Annotated in this window: 18 protein-coding genes; 16 read left to right on the top strand and 2 right to left on the bottom strand. The window is 61.3% G+C overall.

Features of this window, described 5'->3' with window-relative positions; translation table 11 throughout:
- Positions 1-22 precede the first annotated feature (22 nt).
- Entirely contained in the window at positions 23-946 is a 924-nt protein-coding gene (locus GA0061101_RS06745; protein WP_037195201.1) for a response regulator transcription factor, read from the bottom strand.
- Positions 939-4,328: a hybrid sensor histidine kinase/response regulator gene (locus tag GA0061101_RS06740; RefSeq protein WP_092573306.1), complete on the bottom strand. Its 3,390-nt coding sequence runs from the start codon at positions 4,326-4,328 to the stop codon at positions 939-941. The genes GA0061101_RS06745 and GA0061101_RS06740 overlap by 8 nt, the downstream gene beginning before the upstream one ends.
- Positions 4,329-4,556: 228 nt before the next feature.
- Between GA0061101_RS06740 and urtA the strand changes: the two genes are divergently transcribed.
- The 16 genes from urtA to ureG all read left to right on the top strand — a co-directional run bounded on the left by urtA (position 4,557) and on the right by ureG (position 17,993).
- The gene (urtA, locus tag GA0061101_RS06735) at positions 4,557-5,846 is read left to right on the top strand and encodes an urea ABC transporter substrate-binding protein (RefSeq protein ID WP_037195197.1); all 1,290 of its coding nucleotides are present in this window, start codon (positions 4,557-4,559) and stop codon (positions 5,844-5,846) included.
- A 72-nt stretch (positions 5,847-5,918) separates the two neighbouring features.
- Entirely contained in the window at positions 5,919-7,544 is a 1,626-nt protein-coding gene (gene urtB / locus GA0061101_RS06730) for an urea ABC transporter permease subunit UrtB (protein WP_092573305.1), read from the top strand.
- A complete protein-coding gene (gene urtC / locus GA0061101_RS06725) occupies positions 7,541-8,701 on the top strand; it encodes an urea ABC transporter permease subunit UrtC (protein WP_037195196.1) in 1,161 nt (386 codons plus the stop codon). The genes urtB and urtC overlap by 4 nt, the downstream gene beginning before the upstream one ends.
- Before the next feature lie 4 nt (positions 8,702-8,705).
- Complete coding sequence (gene urtD / locus GA0061101_RS06720) at positions 8,706-9,461, top strand: urea ABC transporter ATP-binding protein UrtD (RefSeq protein WP_092573304.1); 756 nt, start codon at positions 8,706-8,708, stop codon at positions 9,459-9,461.
- Position 9,462: 1 nt separating this feature from the next.
- Positions 9,463-10,158, top strand: coding sequence for an urea ABC transporter ATP-binding subunit UrtE (urtE, locus tag GA0061101_RS06715; RefSeq protein WP_037195192.1), 696 nt, complete (start codon positions 9,463-9,465; stop codon positions 10,156-10,158).
- A gap of 165 nt (positions 10,159-10,323) precedes the next feature.
- On the top strand, positions 10,324-11,145 hold the full coding sequence (locus tag GA0061101_RS06710) for an urease accessory protein UreD (RefSeq protein WP_037195190.1): 822 nt from the start codon (positions 10,324-10,326) through the stop codon (positions 11,143-11,145).
- 31 nt (positions 11,146-11,176) lie between these two features.
- On the top strand, positions 11,177-11,479 hold the full coding sequence (locus GA0061101_RS06705; protein ID WP_034503828.1) for an urease subunit gamma: 303 nt from the start codon (positions 11,177-11,179) through the stop codon (positions 11,477-11,479).
- Positions 11,480-11,486: 7 nt separating this feature from the next.
- Entirely contained in the window at positions 11,487-11,741 is a 255-nt protein-coding gene (locus GA0061101_RS06700; RefSeq protein ID WP_037195186.1) for a DUF1272 domain-containing protein, read from the top strand.
- 11 nt (positions 11,742-11,752) lie between these two features.
- Positions 11,753-12,058 carry an urease subunit beta gene (locus tag GA0061101_RS06695; protein ID WP_037195184.1) on the top strand — a complete coding sequence of 102 codons (306 nt, stop codon included), beginning with the start codon at positions 11,753-11,755 and terminating at the stop codon, positions 12,056-12,058.
- A 17-nt stretch (positions 12,059-12,075) separates the two neighbouring features.
- Positions 12,076-12,513 (top strand): lysozyme inhibitor LprI family protein, encoded by a 438-nt coding sequence (locus GA0061101_RS06690; protein ID WP_037195182.1) that lies wholly within the window; start codon positions 12,076-12,078, stop codon positions 12,511-12,513.
- A gap of 17 nt (positions 12,514-12,530) precedes the next feature.
- Positions 12,531-13,154, top strand: coding sequence for a hypothetical protein (locus GA0061101_RS06685; RefSeq protein WP_037195435.1), 624 nt, complete (start codon positions 12,531-12,533; stop codon positions 13,152-13,154).
- A gap of 3 nt (positions 13,155-13,157) precedes the next feature.
- The gene (ureC, locus tag GA0061101_RS06680) at positions 13,158-14,870 is read left to right on the top strand and encodes an urease subunit alpha (RefSeq protein WP_037195179.1); all 1,713 of its coding nucleotides are present in this window, start codon (positions 13,158-13,160) and stop codon (positions 14,868-14,870) included.
- Between the two features lie 272 nt (positions 14,871-15,142).
- Positions 15,143-16,003: a GGDEF domain-containing protein gene (locus tag GA0061101_RS06675; protein ID WP_092573303.1), complete on the top strand. Its 861-nt coding sequence runs from the start codon at positions 15,143-15,145 to the stop codon at positions 16,001-16,003.
- A gap of 81 nt (positions 16,004-16,084) precedes the next feature.
- Positions 16,085-16,582, top strand: coding sequence for an urease accessory protein UreE (gene ureE / locus GA0061101_RS06670; protein ID WP_037195175.1), 498 nt, complete (start codon positions 16,085-16,087; stop codon positions 16,580-16,582).
- Positions 16,583-16,600: 18 nt separating this feature from the next.
- Positions 16,601-17,275, top strand: coding sequence for an urease accessory protein UreF (locus GA0061101_RS06665; RefSeq protein ID WP_376774229.1), 675 nt, complete (start codon positions 16,601-16,603; stop codon positions 17,273-17,275).
- A gap of 106 nt (positions 17,276-17,381) precedes the next feature.
- Entirely contained in the window at positions 17,382-17,993 is a 612-nt protein-coding gene (gene ureG / locus GA0061101_RS06660; RefSeq protein WP_037195171.1) for an urease accessory protein UreG, read from the top strand.
- Positions 17,994-18,014 lie beyond the last annotated feature (21 nt).

Here is an 18,014-nt window from a genome sequence, read left to right as displayed (position 1 = left end):
ACGAGGAGAAGGGTGATCGCATCTAGATCTCGTGCAGCACATGAGCGGCCTTGACGGCGGCGGACGCCCGGTTTTCGACGCCGAGCTTCACGTAGATCTGCTCCAGATGCTTGTTCACCGTGCGGGCTGAAAGCCCAAGGATTTCGCCGATGTCGCGGTTCGATTTGCCCTTGGCGATCCATAGCAGCACTTCGGATTCGCGCTGCGTCAGCGAGAAGTGCTGGCGCAGGATCTCGTCGTCGGCGCGTTGATTGGTGGCCGTCAGGCGAAACAGGTATTCGTCGGGGCCGATGGCGCCGAGGAAGGCGAATTGGAGGGCGGCCTGACCGCCATTGCTGATCGAAACGATGTTGTCGCGCGCCGGGCCGAGCCGTTCGCGTTCGAGCATGAAGGCAGCGATGTGTTTCGACGCGAGATCGAGGCCGTCGTCGCTGCCGGTGGCGGCGTTGATGAGACGTGTCGCCTGCGGCGTCGACCAATGGATCGAACCATTGCCTTTGACCGCCAGGAGATGGCGGCCTGCGGCATCGAGCGCCACTCGCGCACTTTGGGCAGAGCGGGCATTGCGCAGGTGAACGCGGATGCGGGCGCGCAACTCGTCGACATTGATCGGCTTGGTGAGATAATCGACGCCGCCGGATTCCAGTGCGTGCACCACATGCTCGGTCTCGGTGAGGCCGGTCATGAAGACGACGGGAATCTGGGCGATGCCCGCATTGGCCTTCAGCCGGCGGCAGGTCTCGAAACCATCCATCGACGGCATGACGGCATCGAGCAGGATGAGGTCCGGCGTGATGCGCTCGACGATATTCAGCGCCGCCGATCCCGAGGTCGCGATCAGCACCGAGAAGCCGGATTGTTCGAGGGCATCGGTCAGGAAGCCGAGCGCCTCCGGCGAATCGTCCACCAGCAAGACTATATCGCGGGGCAGGGTGGGCTCAGCCAATCTGTTCTACCTTTTCGTTGTCGAAGGTACGCAGTGCTTCCAGGAAGCCCCCAAGATCGAAGGCCTGGACATAGGTGCGCAAAGCGTCGGTGAAGGGCTTGTTTTCGTCCAGCTTGGCGAGGTCGGAAAGTTTTGCCTCGATGCCTCTGACATAGCCGATCTCGCCCAGCCGCATCAATTCGTGCACATGCTCCATCCCCGGGCTCTTCAAGGGCGGCGGCGGTTTCGGGGCGACCGGGGCCGATGCGTCGGCATAGGCCCATTTGAGGCCGAGATGTAGGGCAAGCTTGTCGCGAAGCTGGCGGATGTCGATGGGCTTGGAGACGGCGTCATTGTGGCTGTCGTCGCTATCGGCTGCGGCGGCGGCATCGCCGATATTGGCCGACAGCATCAGGATCGGCGCGGTCTGGCCGCTTTCTCTCAGCCGCGAGACCAGCTGCCAGCCGTTCATGCCGGGCATGGAGATATCGACCAGGAAAAGGTCCGGCTTGATGCCTTCGATCAGCGTCAGGCAATCGGGACCGCCGGCAGCGGTCAGCACGATGAAATCGAGCGGTGACAGCACTTCGCGCATCAACTCGCGATGGTCTTCATTGTCATCGACGACGACGACGGTGCGGCGCGGCCCCTCATAACCGACGATGCGCTGCTCCTGTGGCGGTGGTTTCATCGGGCGAAGCACGGCCGACAGCATCAGGCGCACGCGGAATGTCGAGCCCTTGTCCTTCTCGCTGGCGACGGAGATCTCGCCGCCGAGCGTATTCGTCAGCAATTGCGTGATGGTCAGGCCGAGGCCGAGGCCGGGCATGGGCCTTACGCTGTCGGCCTCGCCGCGCTGGAAAGGCTCGTAGATGCGGGTGAGATCCTTTTCGGTGATGCCCCGGCCCGTATCCGAAACGGTGAAGGTGGCGACCTGGTTGCGGTAGCCGACCTCGAAGCGAACAGTGCCCGCATCGGTGAATTTGATGGCATTGGACAGCAGGTTGACGAGGATCTGCCGCAGGCGTTTCTCGTCGGTGCGGACATAGTCGGGCAGGGCGGCCGAGCGCTCATGGATGAAGGCCAGTCCTTTCGCGTGCGCCTGCGGATGGAACATGTCGACGATCTGGTCGAGGAAGTCGTGGATGTTGATCTCGTTGGAATAGACCTGCAGGCGGCCGGCCTCGATCTTCGATATGTCGAGCAGCCCGTCGATCAGGCCGGACAGATGCTCGGCGCTGCGGCGGATGACCTTCAGCGAGGATTGGCGGGGTGCCGGAATGGTCTCGTCGCGCTCGAGGATCTGGGCGTAGCCGAGCACGGCATTGAGCGGCGTGCGCAATTCGTGGCTGAGACCCACGACATAACGGCTCTTGGCGCGGTTTGCTGCTTCCGCCACTTCCTTGGCGCTCTGGAGGGCGGCGTCCGTCTTCTTGTGCGCGGCGATTTCCTTCAAGAGAAGCGTGTTCTGGCGCGAGGATTCCTCCTCCGCCACCACGCGGCTGTCATGGGCAAGCACGTAGAACCAGCAGACGACGCCGGCGATGACAGCGAAGACGAAGAAGACGATGAGGATGGTGCGGTTGACCACGACAGCCGTTTCAGGCGAGGCGGCGCCGACCTGATGCGCGATCATCGCCAGGATGGCGCCGACGGCGGTCAATGCCACGGCGACGGCGATGCCGTAGCGGCCGAGACGCGTGGCGAGCCTGGCGACGATGCTTTCGGGCAGAAGCGTCTTGGCGACGGTGCCGACTTGCGTGTTGAGCCGTGCTTTCGGCTTGCACATATCGTGGCAGCGGCTGTCGAGCGAGCAGCAGAGCGAGCAGATCGGCGCGGCATAGGCCGGGCACCAGGCCATGTCTTCCGGCTCGAAGGGATGTTCGCAGATCGAGCAGGTGATGGTCGAGAGATTCTTCCAGCTCTGGCGCGGCTTGCGGGCCAGATAATATTTGCCCTTGGTGGCCCAGGCGAGAAGAGGCGAGGCGATGAGCGCGACGATCAGGGTGATGTAGGGCGCAAGCGAGGCGGCGACCGCGCCGAAAGCGCCGAAATGGGCGATCAGCGAGATCGTCGCTGACAGTGCCATGGCGCCGAGGCCGACCGGATTGATGTCATAGAGATGCGCGCGCTTGAATTCGATACCCGGCGGCGCCAGCCCGAGCGGCTTATTGATGAAGAGATCGGCGGAGATCGTGCAGAGCCAGGCCATGGAAATGATCGAGAAGATGCCGAGCGTCTCCTCCAGCAGCCGGTAGATGCCGAGCTCCATCAAAAGCAGGGCGATGGCGACGTTGAAGACCAGCCAGATGACGCGGCCGGGATGGCTGTGCGTCAGTCGCGAAAAGAAGTTCGACCAGGCGAGCGAGCCGGCATAGGCGTTCATGACGTTGATCTTCAGCTGCGAGACCATGACGAAAGCCGCCATGAGGAGCAGCGCGGCATTGTGCCAGGGGATCATGTAGCCGAAGGCGGTGAGGTACATCTGGGCGGGATCAGCGGCACGATCGGCTGGCACGCCTGAGGTCAAGGTCAAGACGACGAGGAACGAGCCGGCCAGCAGCTTCGGCGCGCCGATGATCACCCAGCCGGGGCCTGCGAGGAAGATCGCCAGGCGATGGCGCCATTTGCGGTGCCCTTCCGGCGGCAGGAAACGCAGGAAATCGGCCTGCTCACCGATCTGCGACATCAGCGCCAGAATGACGGCGGAGGCGGCGCCGAATTCCACGAGATCGAAGGGTGCAGCACTTCCAGGCGCGCTCGATGCGTGATGAATGCCGGCGAAAGCCCGCCAGAGATCGAATTTCCCCCAGTCGGAAAAGGCGATGAAGACAAAGGGCAGGATGTTGAGAACGATCCAGAAGGGCTGCGTCAGCAGCTGGAACCGGCTGATCAGGCGCACACCATAGGTCACCAGCGGGATCACCATGACGGCGCTGATGATGTAGCCGATCCACAGGGGTATGCCGAGCGTCAGCTCCAGTGCGCCCGACATGATCGATGCTTCGATCGCAAACAGCATGAAGGTGAAGCTGGCATAGATCAGCGATGTGATGGTCGAGCCGATGTAGCCGAAGCTTGCGCCGCGCGTCAGCAGGTCGATGTCGACGCCGTGGCGGATGGCATAGCGGCTGATCGGCAGCCCGATCGCCAGCATGACGATGCTGGCGACGACGATGGCGTAGAAGGCGTTTGTCGTGCCGTAGGAAAGCGTGATCGCGCCACCGATCGCCTCCAGTGCCAGGAACGAGATGGCGCCGATCGCCGTCTGCGAGATGCGTTGCGAGGAAAATTGCCGGGCGCTCTTGGCGGTGAAACGCAGGGCGTAGTCTTCCAGCGTCTGGTTCGCGACCCAGCGGTTATACTCGCGTCTCACAGGAATGATGCGTTGCCGCGCAGCCATGCTTACCCTTTAGCAGTCCTGCCCATCGTATTCCGGCAGTCCAGAAATGTCGTAACATGGATCGATACCGTGCTTAAGGGCATGAGAGCACCATAGACTGCACATTTCGCCCCGGCGCCTACGTCATATTACGTATGTGGTTTCCCCAGGGGCTGCCGGATAGTCGCGGAAGGCAACGGTTAATCTTCGTTACCGGCCGTTGCGGCAGACAAAAGAGGGGAACCACAAATGAAACTGAAGACTCTCGTCTCCGGCGCGCTGCTTGGCGCCATCATGTCCACCACCGCATTCCACGGCGCCTTTGCCGCCGACGACACCATCAAGGTCGGTGTCCTTCATTCCCTTTCCGGCACCATGGCGATTTCGGAAACGACGCTCAAGGACGCCATGCTGATGCTTATCGCCGAGCAGAACAAGAAGGGCGGCGTTCTCGGCAAGAAGCTCGAGCCCGTCGTCGTCGACCCGGCTTCCGACTGGCCGCTCTTTGCCGAAAAGGCCCGCGAGTTGATCCAGAAGGACAAGGTCTCGGCTGTCTTCGGCTGCTGGACCTCCGTATCGCGCAAGTCGGTTCTGCCCGTCTTCAAGGAATTGGACTCGATCCTGTTCTATCCGGTTCAGTTCGAAGGTGAAGAGTCCGAGCGCAACGTCTTCTATACGGGTGCTGCTCCCAACCAGCAGGCGATCCCCGCCGTCGACTACCTGATGAAGAACGAAGGCGTGCAGCGCTGGGTGCTCGAAGGCACCGACTATGTCTATCCGCGCACGACCAACAAGATCCTCGAAGCCTATCTGAAGTCCAAGGGCGTCAAGGACGAAGACATCATCATCAACTACACGCCGTTCGGCTTCTCCGACTGGCAGACGGAAGTCTCGAAGATCAAGGCCTTCGGCGCAGCCGGCAAGAAGACGGCCGTCGTCTCGACCATCAACGGCGATGCCAACGTGCCCTTCTACAAGGAACTGGGCAACCAGGGCGTCAAGGCCGAAGATATCCCGGTCGTCGCCTTCTCGGTCGGCGAAGAGGAACTGGCCGGCGTCGACACCAAGCCGCTTGTGGGACATCTGGCCGCCTGGAACTACTTCCAGTCCGTCGACACGCCCGCCAACGCCGCTTTCATCAAGGAATGGCACGCCTACACCAAGAACGACAAGCGTGTCACGAACGACCCGATGGAAGCCGCCTATATCGGCTTCAACATGTGGGTGAAGGCCGTCGAAAAGGCCGGCACGACCGATCCCGATAAGGTCATCGATGCACTCGTCGGCGTCTCGGTTCCGAACCTCACCGGCGGCTACGCCACCATGATGCCGAACCACTACATCACCAAGCCGGTTCTGATCGGCGAAGTGCAGGAGAACGGCCAATTCGACGTCGTTTCGCAGACCCCTGCCGTGGTCGGCAAGGAATGGTCCGATTATCTGCCCGACAGCAAGGATCTGATCTCGGATTGGCGCATGCCGATGAACTGCGGCAACTTCAACGTTTCCACCGGCAAGTGCGGCGGCAAGGGTTCCTGATTTTCGCCGCCGTAACGCAAGACCGCCGCGGGCAGGCTTTTCTGCCCGTGGCAGCTTGAGGGGACAAGCGCAATGTTCGACAAATTCGTTTACCGCATGGCTTTGGCGCTCGTCGCCTGCTTCTGCCTGGTGCTGGCGCTAACGGCCACGAGCCTGCGAGCCCAGGAGGATGCTCACGGCCTCATCAATTCGCTCGGTCAGGCCAATTTCCAGCAGGCCGCTGCAATCGTCCAGAATCTTGCAAAGACCGGCGACCCCAAGGTCGTGCCGGCACTGCAGGCCTTCTCCGATGGCGATCTCTATATCAGGAAATCCGACAACCAGGTCTTCATCGCCAAGTCCTCCGGCGATGCGATGGCCCTGGTGGACCCACTTACGGGGCAGGCGGCCGGGCAGGAAGCCCAGGACAATCTCGGCAAGATCAAGATCAACAACAGTCTCCGCCGCGCCGTTCGTGCGGCTCTCGGCAGTTTGACGCTGATGAGCCCGGATCGCGGTGTCCGCCTGGAGGCGGCGCAATCGGTGTTGAAATCGCCGAGCGCGGATTCGCTGGAGGCTGTCGAGACGGCGCTGCAGAACGAGAAGGACGCAGAAATTCGTGTCGCTCTTGAACGGGCACGAGCTGTTGCCGTGCTCAGCTCCGATCGCCCTGTGGAAGACAAAAAGGCCGCAATCGAGACGATCAAGGTTGAGGGTGGCCGTGATGCCATCGGCATCCTCTCCTCCGTTTCCGTCGATGACAGTCTCAAGCCGGACGTCGCTGCCGCGATTGCCGGCATCCAGGAACAGTTGAAGTTCTGGGATGCGTTGCAGAACGTCTGGTACGGCCTGTCGCTCGGCTCGGTGCTGCTTCTGGCGGCCATCGGCCTTGCCATCACCTTCGGCGTCATGGGCATCATCAACATGGCGCATGGCGAGATGGTGATGCTCGGCGCCTATTCCACCTTCATGGTCCAGAGCGTCATCCGCACATCCTATCCGGAACTCTTCGACTGGTCGCTGGCGATCGCCTTGCCGGTCGCCTTCATCGTGACCGGTGCCATCGGCCTCGTCATCGAGCGCGGCGTCATCCGCTTTCTCTACGGCCGGCCGCTGGAGACGCTGCTTGCCACCTGGGGCATCTCGCTGATCCTGCAGCAGGCGGTACGCTCTATCTTCGGGCCGACCAATCAGGAAGTCGGCAATCCCTCCTGGATGTCCGGCTCTTTCGATCTCGGCTATCTCTCCGTCACCTGGAACCGTCTCTGGATCATCGTCTTCGCGCTCGGTGTCTTCGTGGCGCTGCTGTTGCTGCTGAAGCGTTCCGCCTTCGGCCTGCAGATGCGGGCGGTGACGCAGAACCGGCGCATGGCTTCCTCCATGGGCATTCGCACGCCCTGGGTCGATGCCTTCACCTTTGCTCTGGGTTCCGGCATTGCCGGCATGGCGGGTGTCGCGCTCTCGCAGATCGACAACGTCTCGCCGAACCTTGGCCAGAGCTACATCATCGACAGCTTCATGGTCGTGGTGTTCGGCGGGGTCGGCAATCTCTGGGGCACGCTGGTCGGCGCCTTCTCGCTCGGCATTCTCAACAAGTTCCTTGAACCCTATGCGGGGGCGGTGCTCGGCAAGATCCTCGTGCTCGTCCTCATCATCCTCTTCATCCAGAAGCGACCGCGCGGTCTGTTTGCGCTCAAGGGAAGGGCGGTGGAAGCATGATCACGGCCTTCATCCTGCGCTCGCTCGACCGCCGCATCAGCATCGCCATCGCGATATTGATCGCCGTCGCCTTCCTCGTGCCGCTGTCGAACTTGGCTCTGCCGGAAACCAGCGCACTGCATGTGCCGACCTACCTGATGTCGTTGCTCGGCAAGTATCTGACCTATGCGCTGCTCGCCTTGGCGCTCGACCTCGTCTGGGGCTATTGCGGCATTCTCTCGCTCGGCCACGGCGCCTTCTTCGCGCTCGGCGGCTATGCGATGGGCATGTATCTGATGCGGCAGATCGGCTCACGCGGCACCTATGGCAACCCGATCCTGCCTGATTTCATGGTCTTCCTGAACTGGAAGGAACTGCCATGGTTCTGGTACGGCTTCGACCATTTCTGGTTCGCCATGATCATGGTGCTGGCGGCACCCGGCCTGCTTGCCTTCATCTTCGGCTGGTTCGCCTTCCGCTCACGCGTCAACGGCGTCTATCTGTCGATCATCACGCAGGCGATGACCTATGCCCTGCTGCTCGCCTTCTTCCGCAACGACATGGGCTTTGGCGGCAACAACGGTCTGACCGACTTCAAGGATATCCTCGGCTTCAACATTCAGGCCGACGGCACGCGTGCCGTGCTCTTCGCCATCACAGCGCTGATCCTGGCGCTGGCGCTGATGCTGTCCTCGGCCATCGTGCGCTCGAAGTTCGGCAAGGTGCTGGTCGGCGTGCGCGACGCGGAAAGCCGCACGCGTTTCCTCGGCTACCGCGTCGAGCACATGAAGCTCTTCGTCTTCGTGGTATCGGCTATGATGGCGGGCATTGCCGGCGCGCTCTATGTGCCGCAGATCGGCATCATCAACCCCGGCGAGTTCGCACCGGCCAACTCGATCGAAGTGGTCATCTGGACGGCGGTTGGCGGCCGGGCAACGCTGATCGGCCCGATCATCGGCGCCATCCTCGTCAATGGTGGCAAGACGGTTTTCACCGGCCTGTTCCCGAGCTTCTGGCTGTTTGCGCTCGGCGGCCTGTTCGTCGCGGTGACGCTGTTCCTGCCCAAGGGCATCGTCGGAACGATCGCTCCCTACATCGGCAGAGGGCGCAAGCCGGAGAGCCCGCAGCCCAAAGCCGCGGAAGACGAAGCCAGCAAGCCCGTACAGGCGGCGGAGTGAGACCATGATCCCGGATATCAAGCCCAACAGCATGCTTTACCTCAACAACGTCTCGGTCTCGTTCGACGGGTTCAAGGCCCTGAATGCGCTGTCGATCGTCATCGAGCCGGGGGAGCTTCGCGCCATCATCGGCCCGAACGGCGCCGGCAAGACCACGATGATGGATATCATCACCGGCAAGACGCGGCCCGACGAGGGCGAGGTGTTCTTCAACGGCCAGGTCGACCTCACCAAGAAGGACGAGGCCGATATCGCCCAGCTCGGCATCGGCCGCAAATTCCAGAAGCCGACCGTCTTCGAAAGCCACACCATCTGGGACAATCTCGAACTGGCGCTCAACCGCAATCGCGGCGTCTTCGCGACGCTGTTCTATCGCCTGACGCCGGCAGATCGCGACCGCATCGACGAAATCCTCGAGACGGTGCGCCTGTCGCATCGCCGGGACGAACTCGCGGCCAATCTCTCCCACGGCCAGAAGCAATGGCTGGAGATCGGCATGCTGCTCGCGCAGGAGCCGAAGTTGCTCTTGGTGGACGAGCCCGTTGCCGGCATGACCGATGCGGAGACGGCGGAGACAGCGGTCTTGCTGAAGGAGATCGCCAAGACGCGCTCGGTCGTCGTGGTCGAGCACGACATGGGCTTCATCCGCGACCTCGGCGTCAAGGTGACATGTTTGGCGGAAGGCTCGGTGCTGGCCGAGGGTTCGATCGATTTCGTCAGTAACGATCCGAAGGTGATCGAGAATTATTTGGGGCGGTGAGATGCTGACAGTCGAAAACGCAAATCTGCATTATGGCGCGGCACAGGCGCTGCGCGGCATCTCCATCAAGGCCGAGATGGGCAAGATCACCTGTGTCCTTGGGCGCAACGGCGTCGGCAAGAGTTCGCTGTTGCGCGCCGTCACCGGCCAGCATGCGCTGTCGGCTGGCACGGTCGCCTTTAACGGCGTGACGCTGAACGGCATGGCGCCCTTTACCCGCGCCAGGCAGGGCATCGGCTATGTGCCGCAGGGCCGCGAGATCTTTCCTCTGTTGACCGTGAAGGAAAATCTGGAGACCGGCTACGCGCCGGTCTCTCGCCGCGACCGCAATATCCCTGACGACATCTACAGCCTGTTTCCGGTGCTGAAATCCATGCTGTCGCGACGGGGCGGCGATCTTTCCGGCGGGCAGCAGCAGCAACTGGCGATCGGGCGGGCCATGGTGACGCGGCCGAAAATATTGGTGCTGGACGAACCGACGGAGGGCATTCAGCCATCGATCATCAAGGATATCGGCCGGGCGATCCGCTATCTCAGGGATTCCACCGGTATGGCGATCCTGCTGGTCGAGCAATATCTCGATTTCTGCCGCGAGCTTGCCGATTACGTCTACATCATGGATCGCGGCGAGATCGTGCATGAGGGCCTGGCGGAGTCGCTGGATACACCTGAAGCCCGCAGACATCTGACCGTCTGAGGCGAATGCCTTTCTTTTCAGCGTCTGGTGAAAAATGCAGCGGGCGTCGCCTATTGCAGATCGCCATTGCAGGCGATTGCATAAGGCACAGAAATTGCTTGCGTTTATTCCCTGCCGGGTTTCAATGCCTGGGTATTGGCATGGTGTGTTGAGCGGAGAGACCGAATGGCAATGGCAGCGGCGAGCACGAGACCGCAGAGGGCGCGAGGTCGCGGCCATCTGGCGGCCAAGTCGCTTGGCGGTCGCACGCGTCTTGCCGAGCTTTACCAGGAAGGAGCGGCGAAGATCCGGTTGCCCGAGACTTTCGACAGTTCCATGGAAGCGGTCATCATCAATACCGCCGGCGGGCTCACCGGCGGTGACCGTATGGATTGGAGCGTCGTTGCCGGGCCTAGCACGCGCATTGACGTGACCACCCAGGCCTGTGAGAAGATCTACAAGGCTTCGGCCGATAGCGCCGTGGTGGAGACATCAATCAGGGTCGGTGCCGGCGCGCGCGTCGATTGGCTGCCGCAGGAAACCATCCTGTTCGACCGCGCCTCGCTGTCTCGCAAGCTGCATGTCGAGCTTGACGAAACAGCCGAATTTCTTGCCGTTGAGGCGATTCTGCTGGGACGGAAGGCAATGGGCGAGACGATGGTGCAGGGGCTGTTCCGTGATCGTTGGCGCATCCGCCGCGACGGGCGCCTGATCCATGCCGAGGAACTGAGGCTTGGTGGCGATATTGCGGCTTTGACGGCCGAGAATGCCGTGCTCAGCGGCCAGGTCGCCTTCGCGACGCTGCTTTATGCCGGACCGCTGGCGGAAACCTATCTGCGCCAGGTCCGGCCGCTTGTCGAAAGCCATATGGGAGGCGTCAGCCACTGGAGAGAGAAGCTCGTGGTGCGGCTTGCGGCCTCCGATGGTTTCGCGCTCAGAAAAATCCTGATCCCGATCATTTCCGCCTTGCGCAACGGAGCGCCAGTGCCGAAAGTCTGGAACCTGTAGTCCGAGAAAACAGCAATTACATAGGTAGGCGATGAACCTCACTCCGAGAGAAAAAGACAAGCTGCTGATTTCCATGGCGGCAATGGTGGCGCGGCGGCGGCTGGAGCGTGGCGTCAAGCTCAATCATCCCGAGGCCATCGCGCTGATCACCGACTTCGTGGTCGAGGGCGCGCGGGATGGCCGTCCGGTTGCCGAGCTGATGGAGGCCGGCGCCCACGTCATCACCCGCGATCAGGTGATGGAGGGCATTGCCGAGATGATCCATGACGTACAGGTCGAGGCGACGTTTCCGGATGGAACCAAGCTGGTGACCGTGCACGAACCAATCCGCTGAGGTTGCGATGCTGGAACTCAGACCCAATTGCGAATGCTGCGACCGGAATTTGCCGCCGGAAAGCCTTGATGCGATGATCTGCACCTTCGAGTGCACGTTCTGCGTTAATTGCGTCGGTAATGTTCTCGGCGGCATCTGCCCGAATTGCGGCGGCGAACTCGTTCAGCGTCCCATTCGCCCGGCGGCGTTGCTCGCCAAATATCCTGCGTCGACCAAACGTGTTCTGAAAGCGGAAGGCTGTGCGCCCGTCCGGGCTGCATAAGGAGAAAGACCATGATCCCAGGCGAAATCATTGCCGCAAGCGGCGATATCGAACTCAATGTCGGTGCACCCACAGTAACGCTTGAGGTTTCCAATACCGGCGACAGGCCGGTGCAGGTCGGCAGCCACTATCATTTTGCCGAAACGAACGGCGGCCTATCCTTCGATCGCGACAGGGCGAAGGGCATGCGGCTCGATATTCCCGCCGGCACCGCGGTGCGTTTCGAGCCGGGCCAGACGCGCTCGGTGACGCTCATCCCACTTTCCGGCAAGCGCGAAGTCTATGGCTTTCGGCAGCAGGTCATGGGCAAGCTCTAGGCTCGCGGGGGAGCGACATGTCTTTGAAATTGGTTGCATTCGGTCCGTTTGTTGCGGCGGTTTTGATGTGCGGTCAGGCGTTTGCGCAAAGCGACGCGGATCAACCGAAAATCGATTGCAAGAATGCCCAGACGCAGACGGATATGAACACCTGCGCCGCCCTCGATTTTCAGAGGGCCGACAAGGCGCTGAACGAGCAATACAAGAAGACCCGTACCGCCATGGTCGCGATAGATGCCGACCTCGACGCCGATATCAAGGGCGCGGAAAAGGCATTGGTGAAGGCACAGCGCGCCTGGATCGATTTCCGTGACAGCCAGTGCGAGGCGGAAGGTTTCGAAGCCCGGGGCGGAACGATGGAGCCGCTGCTCGTTTCCGGTTGCAAGACGACTTTGACGCAGCAGCGGACCAAGGAGCTGAAGGTGCTGGCAGATGGATCGGAGGGCGCGCAGTGAGCGCGAAGCGCACGATCATGATCGTCGGCAACGGTGAGATTGCGGAAGGGGTCACGGAAGAGATCGACGCCGCCGATCTGGTGATCCGCTTCAACGATTGCCGCTCCATGGGTGCCGGCGGCAGCCGGACCCATGTCGTCGCGGTTTGCAATACCGGCCGGCCGGCGCGCGCCATGCTGGGTTCGGCCGAATGGCGCAAGAGCCCAGCCGTCGCCTCCGCCTCCGAAATCTGGAGCGTGCGCGATCCCGGTAAATTCGCTGCCCTGCGTGCGCCGCTGGCGCTGTCGCATCCGGAACTCGATGATTTCTGCGACGACTATACCGATCAATTCACCGCCTTCTGCCATGCGACGGGCAAGCGTCATGTCGTGATCGACCGGTCCGTCCATGACAGCGTCGATGCGGCGCTGGCGGCCTACGAGCCCGGCGCCTATGTGGCGCCGAGCAGCGGCATGATCGTGATCGCGGACGTACTCTTGCACCACCCCGACGACGATATCGCCATTACCGGCTTCAGCCATACGGGCTGGGACGGCCATCCCTTTGCCGCCGAGAAGCGGCTGGTGGACGGCTATGTGTCCCGGGGCCGCCTGAAGCGCCTCGCCGATACGAACCTTATCTCTGCCTCCGAAGGAGACTGATTCATGCCCTATAAGATTTCCCGCGCCGCCTATGCCAGCATGTTCGGACCGACCGTCGGCGACAAGGTGCGGCTGGCCGATACCGAATTGTTCATCGAGGTGGAAAAGGATTTCACCACCTATGGCGAGGAAGTGAAGTTCGGTGGCGGCAAAGTTATTCGCGACGGCATGGGGCAGAGCCAGGTGACGCGCGCGAACGGCGCCGTCGACACCGTCATCACCAATGCTTTGATCCTCGATAATTGGGGGATCGTGAAGGCGGATATCGGCTTGAAGGACGGCCGCATCGTCGCGATCGGCAAGGCCGGCAATCCGGATACCCAGCCGGGTGTCAACATCATCGTCGGGCCGGGCACCGAGGCGATTGCGGGCGAGGGGAAGATCGTCACCGCCGGCGGCATGGACAGCCACATCCATTTCATCTGCCCGCAGCAGATCGAGGAAGCGCTGATGTCTGGCATCACCACGATGCTCGGCGGCGGCACCGGGCCGGCGCATGGCACTCTGGCGACCACCTGCACGCCGGGACCCTGGCATCTGGCGCGCATGATCGAGGCCTTCGACGCCTTCCCGATGAATATCGGCCTTTCGGCCAAGGGCAATGCCTCGCTGCCGGCAGCTCTGGAGGAGATGGTGCTCGGTGGTGCCTGCTCATTGAAGCTGCATGAGGACTGGGGCACCACGCCGGCGGCGATCGACTGCTGCCTGAGCGTTGCCGACGAATATGACGTGCAGGTGATGATTCACACGGATACGTTGAACGAAAGTGGCTTCGTCGAGGATACGATCGGTGCCATCAAGGGTCGTACCATCCATGCCTTCCACACGGAAGGCGCGGGCGGCGGGCATGCGCCCGACATCATCAAGATCTGCGGCCAGTCGAACGTCATCCCGTCTTCGACCAATCCGACGCGCCCCTATACGGTTAATACCATCGCCGAACACCTCGACATGTTGATGGTCTGCCATCACCTGTCGCCATCGATCCCCGAGGATATCGCTTTTGCCGAAAGCCGCATCCGCAAGGAGACGATCGCAGCCGAGGATATCCTGCACGATATCGGCGCCTTCTCGATCATTTCGTCCGACAGCCAGGCCATGGGCCGCGTCGGCGAAGTGGCGATCCGGACATGGCAGACCGCCGACAAGATGAAGCGTCAGCGCGGCCGCCTGGCCCAGGAGACCGGCGACAACGACAATTTCCGCGTGAAGCGCTACATCGCCAAATATACGATCAACCCGGCCATCGCCCATGGCGTCAGCCACGAGGTGGGATCGATCGAGGTCGGCAAGCGTGCCGATATAGTGATCTGGAACCCGGCCTTCTTCGGCGTCAAGCCGGAGATGATCCTGCTCGGCGGCTCCATAGCGGCTGCACCGATGGGCGATCCGAACGCCTCGATCCCGACGCCGCAGCCGATGCACTATCGCCCGATGTTCGGTGCCTATGGCAAGAATCGCACGAATTCCTCGGTGACGTTCGTCTCCCAGGCTGCATTCGATGCAGGTCTTGCCGGCAAGCTCGGCATTGCCAAGACGCTCCTGCCCGTCAGGAACACGCGCGGTGGCATTTCCAAGGCGTCGATGATCCACAATAGCCTGACGCCGCATATCGAGGTGGACCCCGAGACCTATGAAGTTCGCGCCGATGGCGAGCTTCTGACATGTGAGCCGGCGACGGTGCTGCCGATGGCGCAGCGTTATTTCCTGTTCTGACAGGTTTTTTGACGGCCGATCATTGGCAGCTGAAAAAGCCCCGGTTTCCGGGGCTTTTTCAGCTCCGCGTACTTAATGCTGCGTTATCATAGGCTTGTGGCGGCAACTTTGCGCATCGCTTTTCGACTTGCGAAAGCGATGATGTCGGCGGCCATTTCTGATTGTTCACAACTTGGGAAATACCACGCATTTTAATCGTTACATTAAAGACCTGGAAGCGTCTTCACCCCTATTTCACATGATTGAAATGGTGGCTGAGGAAGGTGAATCGCATGAGACAATGGATTTCGCTGCAAGCCGATCTCGGTAATTTTCAGCGGCGGCGTGCGATCTATATTTTCGCGTTAAAGATGAGTTTTGCAGCCGTCATCATGTCACTTTTGATCATGCTTGTAATGCTGCCCGTGCTGCAGTGGTTCGATCTCTTGCCAGTGCCGATTTCGGAGGCGATGCGTCTCGGTGTCCTCTTGGCATGGATCGTCGGCGGTACCGTTTCCGGCGCGCTGGCGGCGCTGGCAGGTTGTTCGATTCACAAGCTTGCCGTCTCCCGCGCCGAGTTCCAGCGGCTGAGCCGCACCGACATGCTGTCCGGCTTGCTCAATCGTCGTGCCTTTACCGAAGCATTGGATCAGGCCGCCGAAGGTGCGTCACTCGTCATCTTCGATGTCGATCGGTCCAAGACGATCAATGATCGCTTCGGACATGCATCCGGCGATGCCGTCATCGTTGCCGTATCGCAGATATTTGCGCATGTCTTTGCCGGCGAGGACGTGATCGCTCGTCTCGGCGGCGAGGAATTCGGCGCCATCGTTCACGGCGGCGACACGTCTGAACGCGTTGCCCGCATCGAGAGCATCAGGGCTGAGATCGCCAATCATCCCATCGCCGTCGAAGGTGGTTCGGTGAAGATCACCATTTCCGCGGGAATCGCCGACATAGGCAAGGACCGCAAGTCGGAAGCCGTTTATGCGGCAGCCGACAAGGCGCTCTATCTCGCCAAGACGCTTGGCCGCAACCGCGTGGTCCACGAATACGAACGGCTGAACCACGTCTGGCATCGTTCTGCAACCGACCAGAAGCGCGAAGCCACGGCGGAGCATGTGGAACCGAAGCGCTACGCGCAACGAATATAGAGCTTTGCGAAAGCGGCATTGGCGCTTGCGCCGGAAGCGACTATTTTGCATGGTCTGACAAAGCTTTGAATTGGACCCGCCATGCAACATGTTACCTCCTATCTGCCGGCCGGCACGCCGTCCTCCAATCCGATCGATCGTGTCGTCCTGCCGCATGATTTGCGGCATCTGCGCCGCAAGCTGCTGCATCTCGAAAACGGCGACATGGTCATGCTCGACCTGAAAGAGCCGGTCCTGTTTGCCAATGGCGACCTCCTGGTGCGCGAGGACGGCGAGTTGATCGAGATCGTTGCGGCGAATGAGAAGCTTTTCGAAATCAAGCCGCGTGATCGCAGGCATCTGATCGAGCTTGCCTGGCATCTTGGCAATCGCCATCTCCCGGCGCAGATCGAAGAGGAACGCATCCTGATTTTGCGCGATCATGTGATCCGTTCCATGCTCGAAGGGCTCGGCGCGACGGTCACGGAAGTCAGTGAGCCTTTCCAGCCTGCTCGCGGTGCCTACCACTCCCATGGCGGCCATTCGCATGACCATGCCGATCATCACGATCATGGGCACGATCACCATTCGCACGATTGAACGCCGATGAGCGAGGGGATGGCAGCGGACGATCGCAATCTGCAGGCGCTGTTGCGGCTGATGGCTTGGCTGTCGCCGGCTTTTCCGGTGGGGTCCTTTGCCTATTCCGGTGGGCTCGAGCGTGCGGTGCATGACGGGCTGGTTCACGATAGCAAGAGCCTGCGTGATTGGATCGCGACCCTCATCCAGCATGGCCCTGTCTGGAATGATGCCGTCCTGCTTGCCGAGGCACATCATGCCGGCGAGGATGCGCTGCGGCTTGCCGCGGTAGCGGAACTTGCAGAAGCGCTGGCGGGCTCGAAAGAGCGCCACAATGAAACGATGCTGCTCGGCGACGCCTTTTTGTCGGCCGCCGGCGCCTGGCCGCACGGGATATTTTCGATGCTGCCGGCAAAGACTGCATATCCCGTCGCAGTCGGCGCGGTAGCCGCCGCACACGAGATATCCATCGAGAAGACACTAGCCGCCTTCCTGCATGCCCTTGCGTCGCAGATGCTTTCGGCCGGCATCCGGCTCGGCGTGACCGGGCAGAAGGATGGCGTTGCGATCCTGGCCGCCTTGGAGGATATCATCGCCGACGTGGCGAAACGGGTAGCGCAATCCGATCTCGATGATCTTGGCGCTGCGACTGTGCACGCCGACATTGCAAGCCTGCGTCATGAAACCCAGGAGACGCGGCTCTTTCGCTCATGATCCGCGTCTTTGGGGAAATGCTACAATCGAGGCACGCCCTACGTCATTCGCCGCTGTGCGGCAGGCCGACGCTTCGCTATGCTGCTATTTTATTGGAGTTTCCAGCATGAAATCGAGAAATGGACCTTTGCGTGTCGGTATCGGCGGCCCCGTCGGTTCGGGCAAGACGGCGCTGACGGAAAAGCTGTGCAAGGCGATGCGCGACGATTATTCCGTCGCCGTCGTCACCAACGACATCTATACGACTGAAGATGCGGAGGCGTTGGTGCGGATGCAGGCGCTGACGTCGGATCGCATCGTCGGCGTCGAAACCGGCGGCTGCCCGCATACCGCCATTCGCGAGGATGCGACGATCAACCTGCAGGCTATCGCCGGCCTCAACGAGCGGCTTCCGGATCTCGACGTCGTCTTCATCGAATCCGGCGGCGACAATCTGGCCGCGACCTTCTCGCCCGATCTCGCCGATATCACCATCTACGTAATTTCTGTGTGCCAGGGCGAGGAAATTCCGCGCAAGGGCGGCCCCGGCATCACCAAATCGGACCTGCTCGTTATTAACAAGAAGGATCTGGCGCCTTTCGTCGAGGTCGATCTCGAGGTGATGGACCGCGATGCCACGCGCATGCGCCAGGCTCGTCCTTTCGTGTTTTCCGACATGAAGCGGGGAGAGGGCGTCGGTACGATCGTCAGCTTCCTGAAGGAACAGGGCGGCCTTTAGGCCGTCCCGTCACCTATCGGT

This window comes from Martinezella lusitana (assembly GCF_900094565.1).
Classification (GTDB): domain Bacteria; phylum Pseudomonadota; class Alphaproteobacteria; order Rhizobiales; family Rhizobiaceae; genus Rhizobium; species Rhizobium lusitanum.
Note: the sequence above shows the minus strand (reverse complement) of the source record. Positions and strands in the feature narration are given on the sequence as shown.